Here is a 21,805-nt window from a genome sequence, read left to right on the forward strand (position 1 = left end):
TCCCACCCGCCGTCGAGCGTTCCCGCAGCGCACCCCATGACCGCCCGGAACGACAGCGGCCCCGCACCGGGAGGTGCGGGGCCGCTGGGTGTTTCGAAGCGGGCTAGGACTTCTTGTCGAGGTCGATGCCGCTGATGTCGATCTGCTGGGTCGGGGCGTCGGCCAGGTTGTCGGTCCGGGTCGGCGCGGGGGCCGGGGTCGGGGCCGGGCCGCGCGCGGGGGCGCGGCGGACGGTGGCCGGGCCGGAGCCGGAGCCGCCGAGGAAGCCGAAGACCAGGCCGGCGATGAGCAGGATCGCGCCGAGGACGCCGAGGACGATCGGCAGGGTGCGGCCGTAGATCGACAGCTTGTCGATGTTCTCCTTGGCGACCGAGATCTGCGATTCGATGGTGTTCTCGTCGAACGCGAGGGTCGTCTTGAGGACGGTGACCTCGGGCTTGTCGGCGCTGCGCGCGTAGAACTGGCTCAGCTGCTCCTGGCCCTTGATCACGGTGCCGGTCTTGGGCTCCACCCACAGGTCACGGGTGTTGCTGTAGAAGCGGGTCATGGTGACCGGGGTTTCGCCGCCTTCGACGCCCCACTTCTCGGCCGGCAGCGCCATCTTGTTGGTGGGCGAGTTTGCGACGGTGGAGAGATCGGTGACCGGCACGGTCTGCTGGAAGTGGTAGACCTTGGTGCTGTTGATCTCGGTCTCTTCGACGAAGTTGATGTCGAAGGTCTTGCGCACGTTCAGATCGAAGTACGGGTACGTCTGCTTCTCGGTGTCGATCGGGAAGCGGTACTGGAGACCGGTGTGCTGCACGGCGTCCATCACCGACTGGCCCTGCTTGTCGACGGTGACCGCGACGGAGCCGTTGGGGCCGCCGTCCACCGAATCCACCGGCATACCGGTCTTCCGGTCGATGGTCACCCGGTCGATGCTCGCGGTCAGCAGGCCGGTGTCGCCCTGCTTGTCGATGCGGCGCAGCGTCTGACCGGCCTGCACCGTCATTTCGCTGGCGTCGGACGGGTTTTCGACGGTGAGGAACCGCTGCGAGACGAGCGAGACGTTCTGATCCACCTTCGCCGACCCGGGACCGGTGAGCGACTTGGAGTCCAGCACCTCGCTGGGCTTACCCTCGACATTGGTCGCGACCGTGGTGATCTCCAGGTCGAGGGGGGTCTTCGCGAGCCGACTCACCGTATAGGTGGGGATCATGATCGCGGCGACGAGCAGCATCGCACCCAGCCCTACGAGCAGGCAGGCCACCGTCCTTCTGGTACCGGCACTCAGTGCCATGCAAGTTCTCCTCGTCGTCGAACAGGTCGTTCCGATGAGCACTGCGGTCGCCGCACAGCACTCGTGAGCCCCGACACTAACAGTCCAGGGCCGTCATGCCACTCGCCGAGGCAGGAAAACATCGCGAAACGGTCGTTAGTCAAACACGGAATGCTCACGGTTGGGGGCCACAGGGCAAACTGGACCGCGATGACGACCACCGCCCGCCCCGATTCCGACCCGGCCTCGCCGGTCGAGCCGGTGCCGGCCGCCCCGATCGCGGGGGCCGCCGGAACGAGCGCGCACGCAACGACCCAGCGATCCGCCCCGGCGACGACATCCGGTGCCGTTGCGCCGAACCGGTCTGGTGGTTTCCTGCCCGCGCTGGAAGGCATGCGCGCCATGGCCGCCCTCGGTGTCGTGCTCACCCACGTGGCCTTCCAGACCGGCGCGACCGCGCAACCGATCCTCGGTCCGGTGTGGGAGCGCTTCGATATGGCTGTCGCGGTGTTCTTCTCGCTCTCCGGCTTCCTGCTGTGGCGGCCGCACGCGAGCGCCGCCTGGGGACGCGGCGCCGCGCCTCGCGCCGGGCGCTACCTGCTGCATCGCGCCGCCCGCATCCTGCCCGCGTACTGGCTGGTGGTGGGCACGGTCCTGATCATGTTGCCGAGCGCGGCGCACACCGCCGGCCTGCGGGTCTGGGTATCGAATCTCGGTCTGCTGCAAGTCTTCGTGCCCTACACGCTCACCGACGGGCTCACCCAGATGTGGAGTCTGTCGGTGGAGGTGGCCTTCTATCTTTTGCTGCCGCTGCTGGCCTTCGCGTTCGCCTGGCTGCGCGGAGCGCGGGCCCGCTTCCGCGTCCCGGCGGTGCTGGCCTTCGGACTGATCTTCCTGGCCTGGAACTTCCTGCCCATCCCGACCCAGGAGGGCATCCACGCCGACAATTGGCTGCCCGGCTATCTGCCCTGGTTCGCGGTCGGCATGCTGCTGGCCGAACTCTCGCTGCTGGAGGCCCCGCGCTGGCGGCGGATCGCGGGCAAGCGCCGGCTCATGTGGTCGACGGCGGTGCTGGCCATGGTCTTCGCCACCACCGAACTGGCCGGTCCGCGCGGGCTCACCCACGGTCAGCCCTGGCAGTACGTCACCAAGATGGCGCTCGGCGTGGTCATCGGGTTCAGCCTGCTCGCGCCGCTGGTGCTGCGGCCCGAGATCCGGCATCGCTGGCTGGAGAGCCGGGTGGCGGCGACCATGGGGCGCTGGTCGTACGGCATTTTCATCTGGCATCTGGTGGTGCTGTCGATTATTTTCCCGGTCTTCGGCATCGTCCCGTTCCGGGGGAATTTCGTGATCGTCTATCTGCTGACGGTGGCCTTCACGCTGCCGCTGGCCGCGGCTTCCTTCGCCTTGGTCGAAGAGCCGGTGCGGGTTTGGACCCGGCGCCGCTTCGGCTGAATCAGCGCTGGCGAGACGGCAGGGCGGCGATACCGACGGCGACGATCGCCACCAGCGCCGGGAACTGCACCCACAGCGAACCGCCGAGATAACCATCGATCGAGCGCCACGGGCCGGTGGACAGGGCGGCCGCGCAGACGGCCGTGCCCAGGCCCGCGACCCACACCAGCAGGGTCGGATAACGCCGAGTCAGATAGCGATCGGCTATCAAACCCAGTGCGGTGAGCACGATTCCGGCCGGGCCGCAGATGATGCCGGTGGCGGCGGCCAGCCCGGCCGCGCCGAGGGTGCGGCTGTGCCAGGTGCGCGGGGCGGGCCCGTCGTCGCGGCGAGGCTGCCGCGCCGCGCGGAACGCGATCACGCACAGCGGAATCAGCAGCAGCAGACCGCCGAAGATGGATAGCCGGTACCAGCGATCGGCGGGGAACGACACCGTGACCGGACCGGTCGTATCCGCCGGGAGCAGCCACGCCTGCTGCCAGCCGTCGATCACCACCGGCCGCAATTCCTTCCCGTCGGCCGTGCGCGCCTGCCAGCCCACATTGGTGCTCAACGGCAGCACCAGCAATCGAGTCCCGGCCGGGGCGCCGACCGCTGTCGTTCCTCCGGCGGGCGCCGCGCCGGTCCGATCGAGGGACAGCGTGTCGACGGTGAACAGATCGGTGGGGGCGACCGTGACATCGACTCGGCCGCCGAGCATGTCGAAGCCGGCCTCGGCGGGATCGCCGACGGTGCGGATGGCCTGCTCGGGATCGGTTGCGGCCGAACCGGAATCGTCGGTGACCGCGCAGACCGTGGCGGACAGCGGTGCGCCGGAGCGGAATTCGGCGGCGGTGCCGGTGACCGTGGTGTGCAGCGTGCGACCCGCCGCCGCGATGGTCGGCCCCTGCTCGCAATCCACGGTGAGCAGCCGATCGGGATCGGCCGGGGCCGGATAGTCGGGGCCGAGCACGTTCACTTCGGCCAGCCCCGGCGGTTGCTCGGCCGCGAATCCCAGTGCGGTCTGGTCGAGTACGGGCCGCCACGAATTGATGCTGAGCTCGATGCGATCGGTGACGAACGGCTCCAGTTCCAGCCGCGTGACGCCGGTGGCTTCCGGATCGACCGCCCGGACCTGCGGGCCGTTGCCGAGATTCACCGCGACCGCGGTCGGGTGCGCGGGCAGGTCACCCCGGGAGGCCAGCACTTCCAGCCCGGTGACGAGCGTCGGCTCGGGCAGCTCGATGACCAGGGTCGGTTTCGCGCCGGCCGGATTGCGCACCGCGGTCTCGGGCGCGATCCAGCTGGTGCGCGGATCACCGTCGGTGGCGGCGAAGGCCGAACCACGCGGATCGGCGACATCGGCCTGACCACGGGCGACGGGACGGCTCCGGTCGGCGAGCAGGTTCGCCAGTGCGGGACCGGGCCGGGTGTGGACCGTCAGGTTCGCGCCGACGGTGACCGGTTGCGGGACGGACAGGGTGCGCTGGAAAACACCCGGCTCCTCCGCCGACAGGGCCAGGGCTTTACTGCATCGCACCCGGTCGGGCGCGTCGAAACAGGAACTGCGCCCGGGGAATTCCTGCCCCAGGGCCCAGCCGTCGACCTGCGTATCGGCGGCCGGCGCGGGCAGCACGGTGCGATGCCGGATATCGACGCGCACCGGATGCTCACGATCGGCGTAGTCGTCCAGGGTCAGCTCGCTGATCCCGAACTGCCCACCGGCGCTGCCGTTCTCGGTGCGCGCGGCGGTGATCTTGATCCACTCGGTCCGTCCCGGCGGCAGTGAGATATTGACCGGCACACCGGGTTCGGTGACGCGCGCCGATACGGTTCCCTTGGAGGACTCCACCTCCAGCCACTTCACCGGACTCCCGATGGCCGCCGCACTGGTCGTCACCCGGAGCGCGGCACTGTTCACCGGCCGATCCAGATCGAGCCGAAGCCATTGCCCCACCGCGTGTTCGGCGCCGTTGCTGATCCACGCCGTACTGGGATCACCGTCGAAGGCCGCCGCGGTCGAACTGCCGGGGGCGGCCCCGCCGATCTGGGTGGCATCTCCGGCCGCACCGGAGACCGTCACGGTCGCACCCGACCATTCGCCCTCCACCAGCGGCGTGCCCGGCACCGCGTAATCGGGTACCAGATTGTGGGTTCGCCGCGGATCGGTGGGCGCCCGCAGCGCCGAGCTGTGGTTGTCCACCCGCCCGAAGTCGGTTTCGCGATCCATCGGCGTATCGGTGAGCGTCACATCCCGCACCGGCAGCCCGGCCCGCGCGGCATCCGCCGCCAGCAGCATCGGATCACCGGACCCGTTGCGCCGCAATCGTTCCAGCACTTCCGGGCCGCCCTGGACGACGGGCACCCCGCCCAGCGGCACCGTGTAGGCGCCCGGGAACGACTCGGGCGCACCGGTTCCGCCGCGCACCTCGACAGCGCTACCGCCATCGGCCCGCGCGGCGGTCTCGTCCGGCGTCGCCGCCGTCACCCGGTAGATCTCGATCGCGGGGTATTCGGGGCGCAGGTCGCCGTCGGCGACCAGGCCGTCCACCCGCCGCGTTTCCGCCGGTTCGCCGAATTCGGTGACCTTGACCAGGCCGGGCGATCCCTCGATCGCGCGATGCGCCAGCAGTGGCCGGGTCGAGCGGGCGGTGTCCGGGTCGAGGTCGTTGCGCAGCACCAGGATTCCGATGCCCTGAGCCGCGAGGGTCGGCGCGAGACCGGTCGAAGGCCGCCCGTCGGCGATCGATCGCTGTACCGAATCCATGGCGCGAATGGCTCCGGGCGGGTTGAGCGGGATCGAATCACGCACGGCCCACGGAGTACTCGCGAGCGCTTGCAAGGGTTCGTCCCGGGTGAGTCCCCAGATCTGGCTGCCGAACGGCGCCCCCGGCACCACCAGCGCGCGTGTGTCGGATGCGTTGTGCGCCAGCCAATCCGCCGTCTGCTGCCAGTACCCGGGCACCTTGTCGTAATCCCCGCGCGGCGCGAGCTTCCCGGTCCAGGCCAGCGAGGTGGAGAGGGCGAGCGCGGTCAGGATGAGCGCCCCCAGCGCCACCATCCGATCCCGTTCGGGATGCGCGAAAGCCCTGCGCCACACCGGCATCGGCACGGAGGCGGGTAGCGGTACCCGGGCCAGCAGATGCGCCAGGCCCAGCACCAGCGGTAGTCGAATCAGAGGTTCCAGCTTGTGCACATTGCGCAGCGGCGCGCCCCCGGAGTCGAGGAACATGCGCACCGATTCCGCGAACGGCCCGCCCAGCTGCCCCACGTATCCGGCGCAGATGCCGACCAGGCCCACGCACAGGATCAGCACCAGCCGCCCGCGTCCGGGCATGGCGCGCATGGCGAGTCCGGCCATGCCCGCGGCGGCCAGCATGCCGGTGGCCAGTACCGCGGCGGGCTGGGTGACCAGCACCGCTCCCGCGATCCGCTCCGGCGAGACGAACGGCGTCCAGCTGTCGGTCCCGCGCAGCACCTCGCCCAGCGACGCCCACTGCGTGGTCACCCCGGACGATTCGATGTAGTCCAGGAACGGCGGACTCACCTTGCCCAGCAACAGCAATGGCACCACCCACCAGCAGGTGGCCAGCACCAGCAGCGGAATCCACGCCCGGGTGAACCGCCACCAGGCCCGATTCGGCTGGTACGACAGCCACCACAGCGCCGCGGGCAAGAACGCCGCCGCGGTCGCGACCGCGTTCACCGACCCCATCAGGGCCAGCGCGAGGGCGCTGCCGGCGGGTGAAGCGGCACCGCGCCGGGCATGTCCGTCACCGTTGCGGATGGCGACGCCGAGTGCGGCGGGGGCCAGCAGCACCCAGGGGGCGAGCATCATCGGCAGGGTTTCCGACGAGATCGAGCCCAGGGTGGTGAGCACGCGCGGGGAGAGTGCGAACGCGGCGGCGGCGATGACCCGCGAGCCGCGGCTGCCGATGCCGAGGGTTTCGGCCAGCCGGACGATGCCCCAGAATCCGGCGAGCAGCAGCAGCGCCCACCAGATGCGCTGAGTCGCCCAGGCGGGCAAGCCCACTACGTGTCCGAGGGAGAAGAACGCGCCGTGCGGGAAGAAGTATCCGTAAGCCTGGTTCTGCACCTGGCCCATCGGGGCCTGGCTACTCCACAGGTGCGAGGCGCGGGTGAGGAATCCGAGCGGATTCTGTGCCAGGTCGTATTTGGTGTCGGCGACCGTGCGTCCGGGCGCCTGCGAGAAGGTCAGCAGGAACGCGGTGACGACGGTCCCGTACAGCCAGCGACGGCCCAGCGGTGCGATCTCCGAGGACCGGTCCGCGTCGGGACCGGTCGCGGTGTCGCTCGAAGTCAGCCGGTCAGCGGGCGCCGTACTCAACGTTGTTCAGCAGCGACGAGGAAGAGTCGCCACTGCGATCGATGTCGGGGCGCGAGTCCTGCGAGGCCGCCATCGTGATGACCAGGACCGCCGCCAGCCCGACCAGGGCTCCACCGACAGCACTCGCTGCACCAGGAACGGCAAACTTCATCGCGGTACTCCCAACATCGGACAGATGCGTAACTCGAGCCAACCTAGCAGGTCGATCACCGATCGGGAGATTCCAACTCTCGAATGCTCCGGGGCTGCGGCCCCGGACCCCCTGGCGAAGTCTTGGGGGCAAGCCCCCAAACCCCCGAATGAGGGGGCCTGAACTGCGGGTTTCACCACTGCCCCGGGTAGGAACTCCGCGTAATCGCCGGCGGACGCCGGGGCGGCACTCGGCCCCGGACGCCGACCCGCGGGGGCCTCGCTGTCGGGCGAGCCTCGAACCGGACTCGGATGGGCAGGTAGCCGGCGTCGAACTCCGTGTCCGGTCGCAGGTGGATCGCCGCGACCGTGGAGGAGTTCGATGCGGCGGACCGCCCGTGTCCCGGTGCGGCGGCCGAATGTTCGGGCGCGGCTAGTCGGGGATGGTGCAGTTCAGGCCGTTGAAGAAGGTGCGGAATTTGGCTGTGGTCTCGACCAATTCGGTGTGCGGGTCCGAGGCCGCGACGATGCCGCCGCCGCCGAAGGCGCGCAGGGACAGGCCGTCGGCGGAGAGTTCGGCGCAGCGGATGGCCACCACCCATTCGCCGTCGCCGTGGTTGTCGCACCAGCCGACCGCACCGCTGTAGAAGCCGCGGTCGCCCTCCTGGTCGTTGATCAACTCGAGGGCGAGCGGGGTGGGGGTGCCGCAGATCGCGGGGGTGGGGTGCAGGAGTACAGCCAGGTCGAGGGCGGTGATCGAAGAATCGCGCAGGGTGCCGGTGATCGGGGTGGCGAGGTGCCAGACCTCGGGGGTTTGCAGGAGTTCGGGGCCGTCGGGGATGACCAGGTCCGCGACGGGGGCGAGCTGCTCGCGGATCCAGTCGATCACGTAGGCGTGTTCGTCCTGATTCTTGGTGCTGGCCAGCAGTTCTCGCGCCTGTGCGGCATCGGCGTCCGGGTCGGCGAGGCGGGGCAGGGTGCCGGCCAGCGGGCGCAGGGTGACGGCGTTGCCGCGGCGGGCGACCAGGACTTCGGGGGTCGCGCCCACCAGGGTCTCGCCGGGGCGGCCCGCGGGGGTGAGGTCGACGGCGAAGACGTTGGCGCGCGGATGACGGGTGATCAGGTGCGCGGCGATCAACTCGGGATCCAGGGGCGCGGCGGCGGTGGCCAGCAGTGATCGGGCCGCCACCACCTTGCGCAGCGGCTGTCCCGGATCGGCGAGCTGCTCGACCAACTTCGCTACCCGCGCGACATGCTCTGCCGCACTGGGCATTTCGGAGACCACGCGGACCTCCGGCAATTCCGGGAGGGCGGCGGGCCGCCACGGACCGGCGGTGTGCACGGCGTCGGCCGGCGCGCACAATGCGGCGGGGCGAGCGGGATCGAACGGCAGCGCGCCGACGATCAGCTCGGCGGTTCCGTCGCGCAATGCCGCACTCGCCGCCGCCGCGCTGTCGAACGCGATCCGAGAGCCGCCGGCGCGAACGACGCCCTCGGGTGTGGCGAGTAGAAAACCGTCCATGATTTCTCGACCCTAGTCCGGTCCCGGGCGCCCGGAGCCGGGGGAGCGACGCATCTCTCAACCCCGGATTCCGCCCGCCCGCGCACCCGCCGACCAGCGATCTTCCAGTGTCGTTGCGCCGTCAGTCTTTCGGCCCCGGTTCGCGCCCGGGCGGCACCATCAGCACCGGCCGGTGACAGTGTTTGAGCACCGCGTCGGCAACGCTGGAGTGCATGAGAGCCCGGATGCCGGTGGCCCCGCGCGTCCCCGCCACGATGATGTCCACATCCAGTTCGTCGGCGACTTCGACGATGGCGGTCCAGATGGTGGTGGTGCACTCCACGGTCCGCGCCTCGGCGTTCAACCCGGCCAGCTTGGCCAGCTTCACACCCTCGGCATTGACGGTCTTGGCATCGGTGAAGGCGATGTCCTCGATCTCCTCGTCGGTCACCCAGTCCGGCTGCATCACCCCGGATATCCCGGACAGCCGCGCCGCCTGCCGCAGCATCGGCTCCCAGGCGGTGAGCACCACGGCTCTGTTCGCCGCCAGGAACCGTCCGGCGTATTCGACGGCGCGCCGCGCGTTCTCGGAGCCGTCGTAGGCGATGAGCATCAAATCGCAGGGCATGACGAACCTCCTGGTGGGTACGTCCGACTCGACTCCGAGATTACCCCTCCGAGGCTTCGCCGGGCGGCACCCGCCGCGCGGGATGCAGACCGAATCAGCCACAGGTTGTCCACAGTTTGCGAACGATTCACCAATATCCGTAGTGCGCGCGCGAGGCGGGGTTTTCACTGAGAATTGAGGAATGTCGGCTCAGCCGACGATCGACATCGCCGTCGTTGGAGCTAGGCCCGAACGAGGGGTGGATTGTGCGGTTGGACGAGCTGACGACTCCGCAGGAATGGGCGCGCGTGTACCGCTCCCTGTTCGGATTGCCGTATGTGCACGTGACCACGCCGGGTTTCGTGGTGCTACCGCTGATCGACACCATCGCGGCTTTGAACACCCCGGAACCGTTGGGGGGCTTGATACTCGGCGAACTCGAGCGGCGCGGGATTCCCGGCCCGGTGCTGGTGCGGGAGCGGCCGCCGCGGCGCACGTTTCTCGCCGTGTTCGACGGCTACCCCGCCGACGAATGTATCGAGGTTCTCGAACGCAACAGCGTGGATATCGGCCCGCATCGCAGTAATGTCATCCTGCCCACCGGATTCGGCCGCCACACCCATGAGGGCCGGTGGTGGGCGCGCGCACCCCAGCGCGACGAATCAATGCCCCTGCTGTCCGAGGTGGTGGCCGCCGCGCAGGCGGTCCTGTGAGGATCCGGTGGATTCGATAGAGACGGCGTTCTTCGGCCATCACGAGGCCGATCCGCGTGCCCTGTTGTACTACGAATGGTGTCAGCGGCGGGAATCCGGTTACGCGGTGGACGATTTCGCGGAGGAGGTCCGCGATCTCACCCATACCGCGCAGCCGCAGCCGGGTTCCTGCTGGCGGCTGCTGGATCGGGTGGAGGCGGCTCCGCGACTACCCGGCTGGCCCTACGACGAATGGGCCGATATCGGCCCGCCCCGGGCGCGAGACGCGCCCGCGGCTGCGAAACCGCCGTCAGCGCTGCGGCATTCGGAGCTGTTCGATCGCATTCACGGCGGCTGGCTGGGCCGTTGCGTCGGCTGCACGCTCGGCAAGCCGCTGGAGAACGGTTTCCTCTGGACCCCGGACCGCATCCGCGAGTACCTGGAGCCCGTCGCCGCCTACCCCCTCCGCGATTACGTCCCCGCCCGCGATCCGATGCCGGAGGATCTCCGATTGCATTGGACCTGGACGGAATCCACGCTCGGCCGCGTCGACGGCGCTCCCCGCGACGACGATCTCGACTACACCCTGCTGGGCCTGCACCTGCTCGAACAGCACGGCCCCGGTTTCACGGCGGAGGATGTTTCCGCGCTCTGGCTGGAGCGGCTCCCGTTCTTGCAGACGTATACCGCCGAACGCGTCGCCTACCGCAATCTCATCGACGGTTACCTCCCGCCCGACACCGCGTCCTACCGAAATCCCTACCGCGAGTGGATAGGTGCGCTGATCCGCGCCGACATCTACGGTTACGTCAGCCCCGGCGATCCGCATCGCGCCGCCGCCCTGGCCGCCCGCGACGCCGCTATCTCCCACGTGGGCAATGGATTATGGGCCGCCGGCTGGGGAGCCGCCCTGGTGGCGGCCGCTTTCACCGCCGGCGATCCGGAGTCCGCGCTGACCGCCGCGCAAGAGGTACTGCCGGCCCGCTCCCGCCTCGCGGTGGCGCTGGCGGAGGTTGCCGAGGATTTCCGGCGCGGCTTTCCCTGGGATCACGCCATCGCGGCGGTGCGCGCCCGCCACGGCCACTACAACTGGGTGCACGCCGTCGGGAACGCGGCGTGCATCGCCGCCGGATTGCTCTGGGGTGAAGGTGATTTCACCCGAACGGTCGGTCTCACCGTGCAAGCGGGCTGGGATACCGACTCCAACGGCGCGACCGCCGGATCGGTCGCGGGCATCCTCACCGGAGCCGCGGGCATCCCATCGCATTGGACCGAACCCCTGCACGACCGATTGCGCAGCGCCGTCGCCGGATACGACAACAGCGCCATCTCCGAGCTGGCCCGGCGCACGCTGCGACTAGCCGATCAGGGGGCCGCGGAGGCGGGGCTCGAACCCGCGACTCCCTCTCTGCCAGAAAGGTGATCTACCAACTGATCCACTCCGCGAGCCGCCGGAAGCGTAGCGGCCGTGATCGATTGCGCGCACCCGATTTTCGGCGCGGAACGAAATGAGGGTGGCGACCGGACCGGCCGCCACCCTCATTGAGTGCCCGGGGCCGCAGCCCCGAATTCCTATCTCCGCGTCGAACTACCGCTCGACGATGGCGACGACGCCCTGGCCGCCCGCGGCACAGATGGAGACGAGCGCACGGCCCCCACCCTTCTCGGCCAGCTGCTTGGCGGTCTGGGCGATGATGCGCCCGCCGGTGGCGGCGAACGGGTGGCCCGCGGCGAGCGAGGAGCCGTTCACGTTCAGCTTCGACCGGTCGATCGAGCCGAGCGCGCCGTCCAGGCCCAGGCGCTCCTTGCAGTACTGGTCGGACTCCCACGCCTGGAGGGTGGCGAGCACGACGGAGGCGAACGCCTCGTGGATCTCGTAGTAGTCGAAGTCCTGGAGGGTCAGGCCGTTCCGGGCCAGCATGCGCGGCACCGCGTAGGTGGGGGCCATCAGCAGGCCGTCCGGACCGTGGATGTAATCCACCGCGGCGACCTCGGAGTCGACCAGGTAGGCCAGCGGCGACAGGTTGCGCGAGGCCGCCCACTCCTCGGAGCCCAGCAGCACCGCGGAGGCGCCGTCGGTGAGCGGGGTGGAGTTGCCGGCGGTCATGGTGGCATCGCCGAGCTTGGTGCCGAAGACCGGCTTCAGGGTCGACAGCTTCTCGATGGTCGAACCGGGACGCAGGTTGTCGTCGCGGGTCAGGCCCAGGAAGGGGGTGATCAGGTCGTCCATGAAGCCGCGGTCGTAGGCGGCGGCCATGTTCTTGTGCGACAGGTAGGCCAGCTCGTCCTGCGCCTCGCGGGAGACACCGAACTCCTTGGCGGTGATGGCGGCGTGCTCACCCATCGAAAGACCGGTGCGCGGTTCGGCATTGCGCGGGATCTCGATGCCGACCATGGAGGGGCGCAGGCGGCCGACCAGCTTCACGTAGTCGGAGTTCTTCTTGGCGCGGTTGGCGTCGAGCATCCACTCGCGCATGCCCTCGCTGACGCCGATCGGCGCGTCGGAGGTGGTGTCGGTGCCGCCGCCGATGCCGTTCTCCAAGCGGCCCAGCGCGATTCCGTCGGCTACGGTCACGATGGACTGCAAACCGGTGCCGCAGGCCAGCTGGAGGTCGTGGGCCGGGGTGTAGGGCGACAGGGTGGAGCCGAGGACGGACTCGCGGATCATGCCGTGCTCGCCGACCCGCTTGAGCACCGCGCCACCGACGACCATGCCCAGGCGCTCGCCTTGCAGACCGAAGCGGCTGACGAGGCCGTTCAGCGCGGCGGTGAACATGTCCTGGTTGGAGGCGTGGGCGTACTTGCCGTCGGAGCGAGCGAACGGAATGCGGTTACCGCCGAGGATGGCTACCGGGCGGGCCTGCTTGGTGTTCTTGGCCGCGGTCTTCGCCGAACGGGCTTTGGTGGTCACTCGAGTCTCCAGTGTCTCGTCGGTGGATTTCCCCTGCGCGCGATCCCGCGGGACCCGCTGCTGTCGGTTTACATTAAACTTACTCTGGAGTAAGTTCATTTGTCGACACCGGACCCTCTTGATGTGCGCAAGACCGCTTCGGACTGTGCGCGCGCACGAGGGTGAACGGCATGTAAGACACGGACAATCGAGGCGTTGACCCCCGAGACGAGAAGAAGGTAGGAACCAGTGGCTGCCAAGAGCAAGGGCGCTCCCAATCTGTACGGATCGTTCATCCACTCCGCCCCCGGCGCGTTCCTGGCCTCCAAGCTGGGCCTGCCGCAGCCGGAAACCCTGCGTCGGTACAAGGCCGGTGAGCCCGCGCTGCCCGGCCCGGTACTGGTCGGCGGCAAGGGCCGGGCCGCCGACGCGGTGCGAAACCTGCTGGGCGACTACACCTTCGTCGATGGCGTGACCCCCGGCGTGAAGTTCGGCGCGCTGGTCTTCGACGCCACCGGCATCAAGACCATCGAAGAGCTCGAGCAGCTGTACCAGTTCTTCCAGCCCGCCATGCGCAGCATCGCCGCCTCCGGCCGCGTGCTCGTCATCGGCACCACCCCGGAACTGTCCGCCACCGTTGACGAGCAGATCGCCCAGCGCGCGCTCGAAGGCTTCTCGCGCTCGGTCGGCAAGGAACTGTTGCGCGGCGCCACCGCCAACCTGGTGTACCTGCACCCCGAAGCCGCCGCCACCGCCACCGGCCTCGAATCCACCCTGCGCTTCATCCTCTCCGGCAAGTCGGCCTTCGTCGACGGCCAGGTCTTCCGGGTGGGCAAGGACGACTCCACCGCCCCCGCCTCGTGGGACAAGCCGCTCGAAGGCAAGGTCGCCGTGGTGACAGGTGCCGCCCGCGGCATCGGCGCCACCATCGCCGAGGTCTTCGCCCGCGACGGCGCGACCGTCATCGTCGCCGATATCCCGGCCGCCGGTGAGGCGCTCTCCGAGACCGCCAACAAGGTCGGCGCGACCGCCCTGGCCCTGGACGTCACCGCCCCCGACGCCGCCGAGAAGCTGGCCGCCTTCGCCACCGAGCGCTTCGGCGGCATCGACATCGTCGTGCACAACGCCGGCATCACCCGCGACAAGCTGCTCGCCAACATGGACGAGGGTCGCTGGAACTCGGTCATCAACGTGAACCTGGCTGCGCCGCACCGCATTACCGAGGGTCTCGTCGCCGCCGGCGCGCTCAAGGAAGGCGGCCGCGTCATCGACGTGTCCTCCATCGCCGGTATCGCCGGTAACCGCGGCCAGACCAACTACGGCGCCTCCAAGGCCGGCGTCATCGGCATGGTGAACGCGGAATCGCCGAAGCTGGCCGAGAAGGGCATCACCATCAACGCGGTGGCCCCCGGCTTCATCGAGACCGCCATGACCGCCGCCATCCCGCTCGGCACCCGCGAGGCCGGCCGCCTGCTCTCCTCGCTGTTGCAGGGCGGCCAGACCGTCGACGTCGCCGAGACCATCGCCTACTTCGCCTCCCCGGCCTCGAACGCGGTCTCCGGCAATATCGTTCGCGTCTGCGGCCAGGCCCTGATCGGAGCATGATGTCGCAGACCATCACGCTCAGCGAAATCCCCAAGAACAGCAGCCTTTTCGTCAAGGCGGCGCTGGGCGCCGTTCCGGTGCCGGGACTCTCGGCGCGGCCGGACAAGCTGCCCGACCGGGTCATCAAGCTGGCGGGGCTGAAGGTCGATCCCGACCATCTGGCCGCCTACTGCCGGGCCACCGGGCTGCGCTTCGACGACGCGCTGCCGCTGACCTACCCGTTCGTGCTCAGCTTCCCGCTGGCCATGCAGCTGGTGGTGGCGCGGGACTTCCCGTTCGTGGCGGTCGGCGCGGTGCACGCGCAGAACACCATCGAACGCACCCGTGAGATCTCGGTGTCCGAACCGCTCGATTTCGAGACGCACATCGAGAACCTGCGCGAGCACCCCAAGGGCCTGCTGGTCGACGCCGTCACCGAGGTGAACGTCGGTCGTGAGCTGGTGTGGCGGCAGGTCACCACCTTCCTGCACCAGCAGCGCACCTCGCTGTCGGGCGGGCCCAAGCCGGAGCCCAAGCCGGAAGAGGAAGCACCCGCGCCGATGCGGCAGACCCGGGTCGATCAGCAGATGATCAACCGCTATGCCACCGCGTCCGGGGACCACAACCCGATCCACACCTCCGCCCTGGGCGCCAAGGCATTCGGGTTCCCGAAGCCGATCGCGCACGGTATGTGGTCCGCGGCCAACATCCTGTCCAATATCGAGGGCCGCGTTCCCGGCCAGGCCACCTACGAGGTGAAGTTCGGCAAGCCGATCTTCCTGCCGTCCACGGTGAACGTGTACGCCGATCGCGTCGCGGGTGGCTGGGACCTGGCCCTGCGCAACCCGAAGAAGGGTTTCCCGCACCTCACCGCGACCCTGCGCTAAGGTAGAGGACCAACTCCCGGGGTTCGTCAAGAGCTCGTCTCGAACACCGGGAGTTCGCACTCGCAGGAGTGCCGGCCGCGCACCGATTCGCGAACCGTATGTCGTCTCGCAGGGGTTTCGACATCCGGATCACGAATCGGTGCGCGGTTTTCGCGTTCCGGGTGCGCCGGATTCAGCAGCCGCAGTCGCAGCCGCCGCAGCAATCGCAGTCGCAGCAATCGCAATCGCAGCAACCGCCGTCACCGTTGCCGCCGCAGTCGCAGCTACAGCAGTTCGAGCAGCCGTCGCACCCGCAATCGCAGAGCTCGTGCAGGTTGCGCTCGAGCCAGGATTTCTTGTGCTCGCCGGTGCACGGATTGGTGTGCTCGGCACAGCAGGCGTAACCGGTGCAGTACTGGGTGAAGCCGATTCCGATGCCCTCCCAGAATCCCGGGCGGCTGAACGGAGTTCGCGGCGGTTCGACGCCGTACTGGGCATGCGGCGCGCCGACGCTTTCGGACGTCGCGGTGCCGTGCCGATCGCACGAATTCGTCGCGCACGTTCGCAGCGCCCCCGTCGCCCGGCCGATCCGCCGTACCACGCTGTGCAGCGGATCCAGCAGCATCCAGCGCACCGTGGCCGCGCGCTCCAGCCCGGTCCGCAGCAATGCCGCGCGCAGCAGCGAATCCGATTCCCGCAGCAGCGCATACGCCTCGGTGGTGGAGGTCCCGGTGGCGGTCAGCGGATTGAACCGCCCGTGCTCGCGATCCGCCTCCAGATCCTCGATCGCGTCCGCCAGATGCGCGATCCGCCCGAACTGCCACCCGACTTCCCTTAGCGCGTCGGCATTCTCGGGCCGCCCAGCCAGTATCGCGGTGTGCCGGAACAGCTCCGCGGCACATATTTGCGTCGGCCGGGTCAGAGCCGCCAGCACCTCCAGATCGGGCACGGATGAATCACCCGCGGTGGCAATCAGGTCGGAAAAGGGGCCCGCCGGGCGCGAATCAGGCTGGGCGGCGACGAGATCCGGTCGCGGACCACCGTTCCGGGCGGCCGTGCGGCGCATCGCCGCCAGCTCCAGCTCCGGCTGGGCTTCGACGGCCACGATCAGCGGGGCCGCGTCCAGGCCGATCCGGTCGGCCGCGGCTTGCGCCCGTGCCTGCCAGCGATCGGAGATCCGGCCGAGTGGGCGGCTCGCCAGGCGGCCGGTATCGCCGTCGTCGATGTGGTCACGAATCTTGGTCGCGCCCAACAGGAGTGAGGCGGTGGCGGCGAGCTGAACCCCGGGGGAGCCGGGGGCCGCGACGTTCGCCCGGCGCATGCCACGCGCGGGGCAGGGGCCGGCCGTGCGCCGGCCGGCCGGCTCCGATTGCTGTGCCTCGGTGAGCATTCCGAGCAGGATGGCATCGGTGTTGGTGGCCGCGCGGGCGACCTGTCCGTGCCCGTCACGCAATCCCAGGCACAGGCCGCACATCTGGGCCTGGAAGTCCGAGGCGGCGAGCCCGTACTTCCCGGCATTGTGCGTACACGGTTTGAGCAGCCCGAACAAAGCCCGTTCCCCATTCCCCGCCCGGACCGGCCCGGACGTCCAGCGACATGATCAGAGCGAAACTGTCGCAGGGTTCGGGGCGGCGGGCAAGCGGTGGGTTCAGACCGATTCGGCGACCGAGTCGGCCTTCTTCTTGCCGGACAGGCCGCGCCAGGCCAGATCGTCGAGCAGGTTCACGGCCTCGGCCATTTCGATCTGCCCGGCCGCCACCCGATCGGCGATGGCCTCGCCCGCACCGATCACCGCCACCGACACCACCTCGAAATTGGTGCCGGGCTCGGCGTACTTGGCGCTGGACTCCAGCAGCTTGGCCGTCAGCTCGATGATCCGGTCCCGGCTGTTGGCGATCTCGGAGGCGAAGGGGGCTTGACCCAGCGCCTGCCGGTACAGCACCTGCCAGGAGAGCCGGTTGTTGTCGACGTAGGACAGGAAGGCTTCCAGGCCCGCGCGCAACTGCTCGTGCGGCGTCAGTTTGGGGTTGCCCGCTACCGCGACGGCTTCGATGAACCGGATGCTCTCCCGGTGGATGCAGGCCCGGAAGAGCTCGTCCTTGGAGCCGTAGTAGAGGTACAGCATGGGCTTGGAGATCTTCGCCTCGGCGGCGATCGCGTCCATGGAGGTGTCGTGATATCCCTTGCGCGAGAAGACCTCCACGGCGGCGTCGAGCATCTGCTGCTCGCGCACCGCGCGAGGAAGCCTTTTCGTTCCGCCAGCCATGCACTCTCCTAGGACATATCGAAGCCCTTATCTTACTCCATGGTAAGTTCCGCGACCCCGAATTGCCGGTGATTCGCCGATCAGGCGCTGAAGCCGTGCCGGATCGAAACGACGGAGAGCGCTCGAGCGGCCCTCAGCAATGCGGCGCGGTGCCCTTGAACTTTGCCATGCGAAGTACCGAGGCATCCACCTGGCTTCCCGGTAGGCGGCCCTCACGCACCGCCTGCTCGAGCCGATCCAGCACCTGCGGCACCGCGTCGGTGGTGATCCACAGGGCATTGTCGGCCCCCGCGACCAGGGCGGCTTCCACCGCGTCGGCGATGCTCATGCGCGCCGTGATGGCCGCCATGCCGCCGAGATCATCGGTGAAGATCACACCGTCGAAGGGTGCTGAATCGTAGCCAGCGCCCTGTCGCAGCAGTGCCATGGCCTGCGGGCTGATGCTGGCCGGAACGTTCGGCTGGGTGAGACCGGGGACGTCCAGGTGGCCGACCATGACCGCGGACCCGGAGTCGATCAGTTTGCGATACGGGACCAGATCCTTGGTCTGGAGCTCGGCCAGCGGCGGCGTGCGCACCGCGCCGGTGTGCGAATCGCCCGAGCCGGAGCCGTGGCCGGGGAAATGCTTCATGACCGTGCCGATGCCCGCCTCGTGATAGGCCCGGATCAGCGCGTCCGCGTACTGCACCACCACGTCCGGATCATCGGAGAAGGAACGGTCGCCGATCACCGAATCATCCGGCTGCGCACTGACATCCACGTCCGGTGCGAAATCCACCGTGACGCCCAGCGCCTTCAGCTTCTGCGCCCGGTCCAGGCTGAAGGTGTAGAACTCCTCCGGGCTCATGGTCTGGGCGACGACCCGGGCCGCGGGTGCGGGCCCGATCAGGTCCTTGACCCGCGAGACGCGCCCGCCCTCCTCGTCGATCGTCACCATGACGGGGGTCCGGGCCGCGGCCTTGACCTTGGCCATCGCGGATCGGTCGGTCAGGATCGACTTGTCGGTCCAGCCGCCCACGAAGATGCCGCCGACCTGTTCGGTCTTGATCACGTTCTCCGCGTCGGCGGTGCCGGTGACGCCCACGGTGAGCAGCTGTGCCAGCTTCTGCCGCGGCGTGAACTGCGCCAGATACCCTGCGGCGCAATCCTGTTGCCCGCCCGTAGTGGTGGGTGGCGCGGTGGTGGCGCTCGCGGATTCCTTACTGCTGGTGGCCGATTCGTTCGTCGGGCCGCTGCCGCTGGAGCAGGCGGTGAGGACGACCGCGGTGGCCGCGAGCACGATCCCGGGTAAGAGGCGCATGTCCACTGACGGTAGCCGCCGGGCGGGCGACGGCCCAGTTCGACACCGCCGTGGCGGCCGTGTCGCGTGGCGAGCACTCGTTTCGAGGCTTCGCTGTGAAATATGTCATCCGAGTTGTGCCCGCGATTTTCCGAATTCGATCCGGCGTAGTCGGATGAAACACACCGCCTATCAGGCAACCTGTGCGTTACTTTACGACTTTATGACAAAGCGACACGTCGATCGCGAGAGTTGTCATATATCAGATTTTAAGTTCGTATACAGCAAGTATTCAGCTAATTGACTCGGCTGCCTGGGCGGCCGACTGTGGCGCGTCTCCGACCCCGCGCCCCGAAAGGCTTCGAACACATGCGTATCCGTACCGCCCTGCGTGCGACCGGCCTGGCGCTGGCCGCCGCGCTCGCCGTCGGCCTCGCCGCCACCCCGGCCGTCGCGGCCGACCCGCTCGACCGCGTGCTGGACCTGCCGCTGGTCAATCGCGACGCCGCGGCCGGGCCCGGCGGCATCCACCCCGAGCTGCCCTACGACCGTGCCGAACTGGGCCGGCTGCTCGACGAGGCGCGTGGCCGCGGCATCCCGGCCACGCGTTATGCCGCACTGCTGGAACAGTATTGGCTGGTCGACGCCACCGGACAGGCCGGAATCGACCTGAGCAGCTGGGATCCGCGGGCCGGGATCGGCGCCAACCGCGGCAATCTGATCGCCTCCTACCGCTATTACGAGAACCTCCAGCTCGCGCATCGCGAACTGCAATGGGCCGGGATGGCCGGGCAGGTGGGGGCCGACTTCGGCGGCGGGCTGGTCGATTTCGACCTCGGCAAGACCATCTACCAGCTGCCGGGAATCGCCGATGCCGCCCGCACCGTGCTGGGCGCGGTCCGCGATGCGGCGGGGGAGCAGGCGGTGACGCTGTTGCCGCGCGGTCTGGCCGCGCTGGCCCAGGCGGGCGACAAGATCACGCCCGCGGACCTGGACTACATCCTCGGGATGATCCTGGTGATGCAGAAGAACATCTTCACCGATCTCATCCCCATGCACGACGCCTACGTCAGCGGCGGCGTGCCCGCCGTCGCGGAGTTCCGGGCGGCCGGGCTGATCGGCGACGATGTGCTCGGGGCCTGGCGCGATATCGCCTCCGGCGACCAGGACCGCATCGCGGCCGGAAACGTCGTGCTGCTGCGCCGCGAACAGCAGTGGGCGGTCGGCGCGCAATGGGATCAGGTGCGCGGCTACCGCGGGCCGGTGGGCGAGGCCATCACCTATCTGAGCGGTGCGGCCGGCACCCCGTCCGTCGCCGGTGTACGCCCGCCACGCGAATTCGATTCCGCGCGAATGCCTTTCACCGCAGCCGATGGCCGCGCGATGGAACTGGTACTGCCGCTGCCGGATTGGAACTGGTCGGTCCTGGACGAGCGCTGGGCCTACATCACCACCGAACTGCTGCCCAAGTACCGCGATCAGGTCGAGCACAACTGGCCCGCGCTGGCGGCGGTCATGAACACCCCCTACGAGATCCAACTCGAAACCCATCGTCCGCTGCTGACCGCCCCGGAGACGCTGCTCTCCGCCGCGCAGGCGCTGCGGGTGACCGACGCCGGAGGACTCTGATGCGCCGCTGGACCACCAATGCCCTGGCGGCGCTGGCCGCCCTCGGACTCGCCGCCGGAACCGCCGCGGCGCAACCGGTTCCGCCGAGCACCCCCGACCTCGGGCAGGTGTTCAACGGCTATGTGATCGGCGCGCTGACCGAGGGCACCCTGGCCTCGCCCGAAGAGGTGTTCCGCGGCTTGCGCGCCGATGACCCGTGGTACCGGGAACCGGCGCTGGGCGGAGACGAGCAGCCCGGGACAGTGCTGAAGGCCAAAAAGGTCGACGTGCTGTTCACCGGCGTGAAGCCCGCGAACCTGGACGCGTACAAGCTCATGTACGTCACCACCGGCCGCGACGGCGTCACCCCGGAGATCAGCACCGGCATCCTGATGATCCCGGTCGACGGGCGCGCCGACGCCGATCGCAAGATCGTCTCCTATCAGGAGGCCAATGACAGTGTCGGCGCCGCTTGCCATCCCAGCACCCAATGGACCGGCGGCGACCCGATGGACGGCGCGTCCTTCTCGGCGCTGGGGCCGCTGGCGCTCATGTTCGACAAGGGTTACGCGGTCATGATCTCCGATGTCGGCAATGACGCCGACCCGGATCCGCACGGCGTCTTCGCCGGCAAATACGCCGCCCACACCCAGCTCGACGGCGTCCGCGCGGCACTCAATCACGCTCCGGCGGGACTGAATCCGCAGGCGCAGATCGCGCTGTTCGGTATCGCGGGCGGCGGCGTCGGCGCGGGCTTCTCCGCCGAACTCCAGCCCGAGTACGCGCCCGAGCTGAACGTGAAATCGGCTGTGCTGGAAGGCATGGTGGTCGATCAGCGCAACTTCATGCGCAAGGCCGACGGCTCGATCGGCTCCGGATTCGCGTTCGCGACCCTGCTCGGCCTGGAGCCGAAGTATCCGGAGATGGATCTGAACGCCAAGCTGACGCCCGCCGGCCGCCAGCTCGCGGACCTGTTCCGGACCCAATGCCAGACCGTCTATTTCGGCCTGCCGTTCGTGCCCCTGAACACGCTGTTCACCTCCGGGCTGAACCCGGCCGACGAACCGGCCTTCCAGCACGTCTACGACGACAACCGGCTCGGGACCGGCACGCCGCGCGCCAAGGTGCTGATCACCTCGTGCGCGGCCGACGACTCGTTCATGTCGCTGGTACCGGCGCAGGACTCGCGGTCGCTGGCCGATGAATACCGTTCGCGCGGAGTCGATGTCACCTACCAGCCGACCGATTGCAGCATGGTAAAGCAGTTGACCGACATGTACGGCTGGGGCACCGACCTGTTCGGCATGCAGACCGTCGGCTGGCTGGACAGCGTCTTCGACTGA

At 69.0% G+C, this 21,805-nt stretch carries 14 protein-coding genes, 1 tRNA gene and 2 pseudogenes; 7 read left to right on the forward strand and 10 right to left on the reverse strand.

The window, feature by feature from the left end; translation table 11 throughout:
* Positions 1–103 precede the first annotated feature (103 nt).
* Positions 104–1,279 carry a cell envelope lipid trafficking protein PgfA gene (gene pgfA / locus NI1_RS36370; RefSeq protein ID WP_067830853.1) on the reverse strand — a complete coding sequence of 392 codons (1,176 nt, stop codon included), beginning with the start codon at positions 1,277–1,279 and terminating at the stop codon, positions 104–106.
* 189 nt (positions 1,280–1,468) lie between these two features.
* On the opposite strand from pgfA, the gene NI1_RS36375 reads away from it, so the two are divergent.
* Positions 1,469–2,713, forward strand: a complete 1,245-nt coding sequence (locus NI1_RS36375; protein ID WP_084524248.1) for an acyltransferase family protein — start codon at positions 1,469–1,471, stop codon at positions 2,711–2,713.
* Here the strand turns inward: NI1_RS36375 and NI1_RS36380 are convergent.
* The 4 genes and pseudogenes from NI1_RS36380 to NI1_RS36390 all read right to left on the reverse strand — a co-directional run bounded on the left by NI1_RS36380 (position 2,614) and on the right by NI1_RS36390 (position 9,298).
* A pseudogene (locus tag NI1_RS36380) lies at positions 2,614–7,016 on the reverse strand (alpha-(1->3)-arabinofuranosyltransferase domain-containing protein). The gene NI1_RS36375 and the pseudogene NI1_RS36380 overlap by 100 nt on opposite strands.
* 4 nt (positions 7,017–7,020) lie before the next feature.
* Positions 7,021–7,191, reverse strand: a complete 171-nt coding sequence (locus NI1_RS37660; RefSeq protein WP_084524249.1) for a DUF2613 domain-containing protein — start codon at positions 7,189–7,191, stop codon at positions 7,021–7,023.
* A gap of 411 nt (positions 7,192–7,602) precedes the next feature.
* Positions 7,603–8,691 carry an isochorismate synthase gene (locus NI1_RS36385; RefSeq protein ID WP_067830854.1) on the reverse strand — a complete coding sequence of 363 codons (1,089 nt, stop codon included), beginning with the start codon at positions 8,689–8,691 and terminating at the stop codon, positions 7,603–7,605.
* 121 nt (positions 8,692–8,812) lie between these two features.
* On the reverse strand, positions 8,813–9,298 hold the full coding sequence (locus NI1_RS36390; protein ID WP_067830856.1) for a universal stress protein: 486 nt from the start codon (positions 9,296–9,298) through the stop codon (positions 8,813–8,815).
* Between the two features lie 245 nt (positions 9,299–9,543).
* Between NI1_RS36390 and NI1_RS39730 the strand changes: the two genes are divergently transcribed.
* Positions 9,544–9,990 carry a hypothetical protein gene (locus NI1_RS39730; RefSeq protein ID WP_157535538.1) on the forward strand — a complete coding sequence of 149 codons (447 nt, stop codon included), beginning with the start codon at positions 9,544–9,546 and terminating at the stop codon, positions 9,988–9,990.
* A pseudogene (locus NI1_RS40215) lies at positions 9,899–11,260 on the forward strand (ADP-ribosylglycohydrolase family protein); the annotation flags it as partial. The gene NI1_RS39730 and the pseudogene NI1_RS40215, both read left to right, overlap by 92 nt.
* 82 nt (positions 11,261–11,342) lie before the next feature.
* Here NI1_RS40215 and NI1_RS36405 read toward each other — a convergent pair.
* Both NI1_RS36405 and NI1_RS36410 read right to left on the reverse strand, forming a co-directional pair.
* Positions 11,343–11,415, reverse strand: a tRNA-Ala gene (locus tag NI1_RS36405).
* A gap of 142 nt (positions 11,416–11,557) precedes the next feature.
* Positions 11,558–12,880: an acetyl-CoA C-acetyltransferase gene (locus tag NI1_RS36410; RefSeq protein ID WP_067830860.1), complete on the reverse strand. Its 1,323-nt coding sequence runs from the start codon at positions 12,878–12,880 to the stop codon at positions 11,558–11,560.
* 228 nt (positions 12,881–13,108) lie between these two features.
* On the opposite strand from NI1_RS36410, the gene NI1_RS36415 reads away from it, so the two are divergent.
* Together NI1_RS36415 and NI1_RS36420 are read left to right on the forward strand one after the other, a co-directional pair.
* Entirely contained in the window at positions 13,109–14,464 is a 1,356-nt protein-coding gene (locus NI1_RS36415; protein WP_067830863.1) for a 3-oxoacyl-ACP reductase, read from the forward strand.
* On the forward strand, positions 14,464–15,330 hold the full coding sequence (locus NI1_RS36420; RefSeq protein WP_084524250.1) for a MaoC family dehydratase: 867 nt from the start codon (positions 14,464–14,466) through the stop codon (positions 15,328–15,330). Before NI1_RS36415 ends, NI1_RS36420 begins: the two co-directional genes overlap by 1 nt.
* A gap of 172 nt (positions 15,331–15,502) precedes the next feature.
* Here the strand turns inward: NI1_RS36420 and NI1_RS36425 are convergent, their stop codons facing one another.
* The 3 genes from NI1_RS36425 to NI1_RS36435 form a co-directional block, all read right to left on the reverse strand.
* On the reverse strand, positions 15,503–16,858 hold the full coding sequence (locus NI1_RS36425) for a DUF5685 family protein (RefSeq protein WP_067830869.1): 1,356 nt from the start codon (positions 16,856–16,858) through the stop codon (positions 15,503–15,505).
* A 99-nt stretch (positions 16,859–16,957) separates the two neighbouring features.
* Positions 16,958–17,575 carry a TetR/AcrR family transcriptional regulator gene (locus tag NI1_RS36430; RefSeq protein ID WP_067830870.1) on the reverse strand — a complete coding sequence of 206 codons (618 nt, stop codon included), beginning with the start codon at positions 17,573–17,575 and terminating at the stop codon, positions 16,958–16,960.
* Positions 17,576–17,708: 133 nt separating this feature from the next.
* Positions 17,709–18,875 (reverse strand): glycoside hydrolase family 3 N-terminal domain-containing protein, encoded by a 1,167-nt coding sequence (locus tag NI1_RS36435; RefSeq protein WP_067830956.1) that lies wholly within the window; start codon positions 18,873–18,875, stop codon positions 17,709–17,711.
* Between the two features lie 348 nt (positions 18,876–19,223).
* Between NI1_RS36435 and NI1_RS36440 the strand changes: the two genes are divergently transcribed.
* Both NI1_RS36440 and NI1_RS36445 read left to right on the forward strand, forming a co-directional pair.
* Positions 19,224–20,483: a hypothetical protein gene (locus NI1_RS36440; protein ID WP_067830873.1), complete on the forward strand. Its 1,260-nt coding sequence runs from the start codon at positions 19,224–19,226 to the stop codon at positions 20,481–20,483.
* Positions 20,483–21,805, forward strand: coding sequence for a lipase family protein (locus NI1_RS36445; RefSeq protein WP_067830876.1), 1,323 nt, complete (start codon positions 20,483–20,485; stop codon positions 21,803–21,805). Before NI1_RS36440 ends, NI1_RS36445 begins: the two co-directional genes overlap by 1 nt.

Source organism: Nocardia inohanensis NBRC 100128, from assembly GCF_001612945.1.
GTDB classification, from domain to species: domain Bacteria; phylum Actinomycetota; class Actinomycetes; order Mycobacteriales; family Mycobacteriaceae; genus Nocardia; species Nocardia inohanensis.

What these genes read in the sequence shown, in the direction of transcription:
- pgfA (WP_067830853.1), bottom strand. Translation starts at nt 1,279, where the DNA reads ATGGCACTGAGTGCCGGTACCAGAAGGACGGTGGCCTGCCTGCTCGTA.
- NI1_RS36375 (WP_084524248.1), top strand. Translation starts at nt 1,469, where the DNA reads ATGACGACCACCGCCCGCCCCGATTCCGACCCGGCCTCGCCGGTCGAG.
- NI1_RS37660 (WP_084524249.1), bottom strand. Translation starts at nt 7,191, where the DNA reads ATGAAGTTTGCCGTTCCTGGTGCAGCGAGTGCTGTCGGTGGAGCCCTG.
- NI1_RS36385 (WP_067830854.1), bottom strand. Translation starts at nt 8,691, where the DNA reads ATGGACGGTTTTCTACTCGCCACACCCGAGGGCGTCGTTCGCGCCGGC.
- NI1_RS36390 (WP_067830856.1), bottom strand. Translation starts at nt 9,298, where the DNA reads ATGCCCTGCGATTTGATGCTCATCGCCTACGACGGCTCCGAGAACGCG.
- NI1_RS36420 (WP_084524250.1), top strand. Translation starts at nt 14,464, where the DNA reads ATGTCGCAGACCATCACGCTCAGCGAAATCCCCAAGAACAGCAGCCTT.
- NI1_RS36430 (WP_067830870.1), bottom strand. Translation starts at nt 17,575, where the DNA reads ATGGCTGGCGGAACGAAAAGGCTTCCTCGCGCGGTGCGCGAGCAGCAG.
- NI1_RS36435 (WP_067830956.1), bottom strand. Translation starts at nt 18,875, where the DNA reads ATGCGCCTCTTACCCGGGATCGTGCTCGCGGCCACCGCGGTCGTCCTC.
- NI1_RS36440 (WP_067830873.1), top strand. Translation starts at nt 19,224, where the DNA reads ATGCGTATCCGTACCGCCCTGCGTGCGACCGGCCTGGCGCTGGCCGCC.
- NI1_RS36445 (WP_067830876.1), top strand. Translation starts at nt 20,483, where the DNA reads ATGCGCCGCTGGACCACCAATGCCCTGGCGGCGCTGGCCGCCCTCGGA.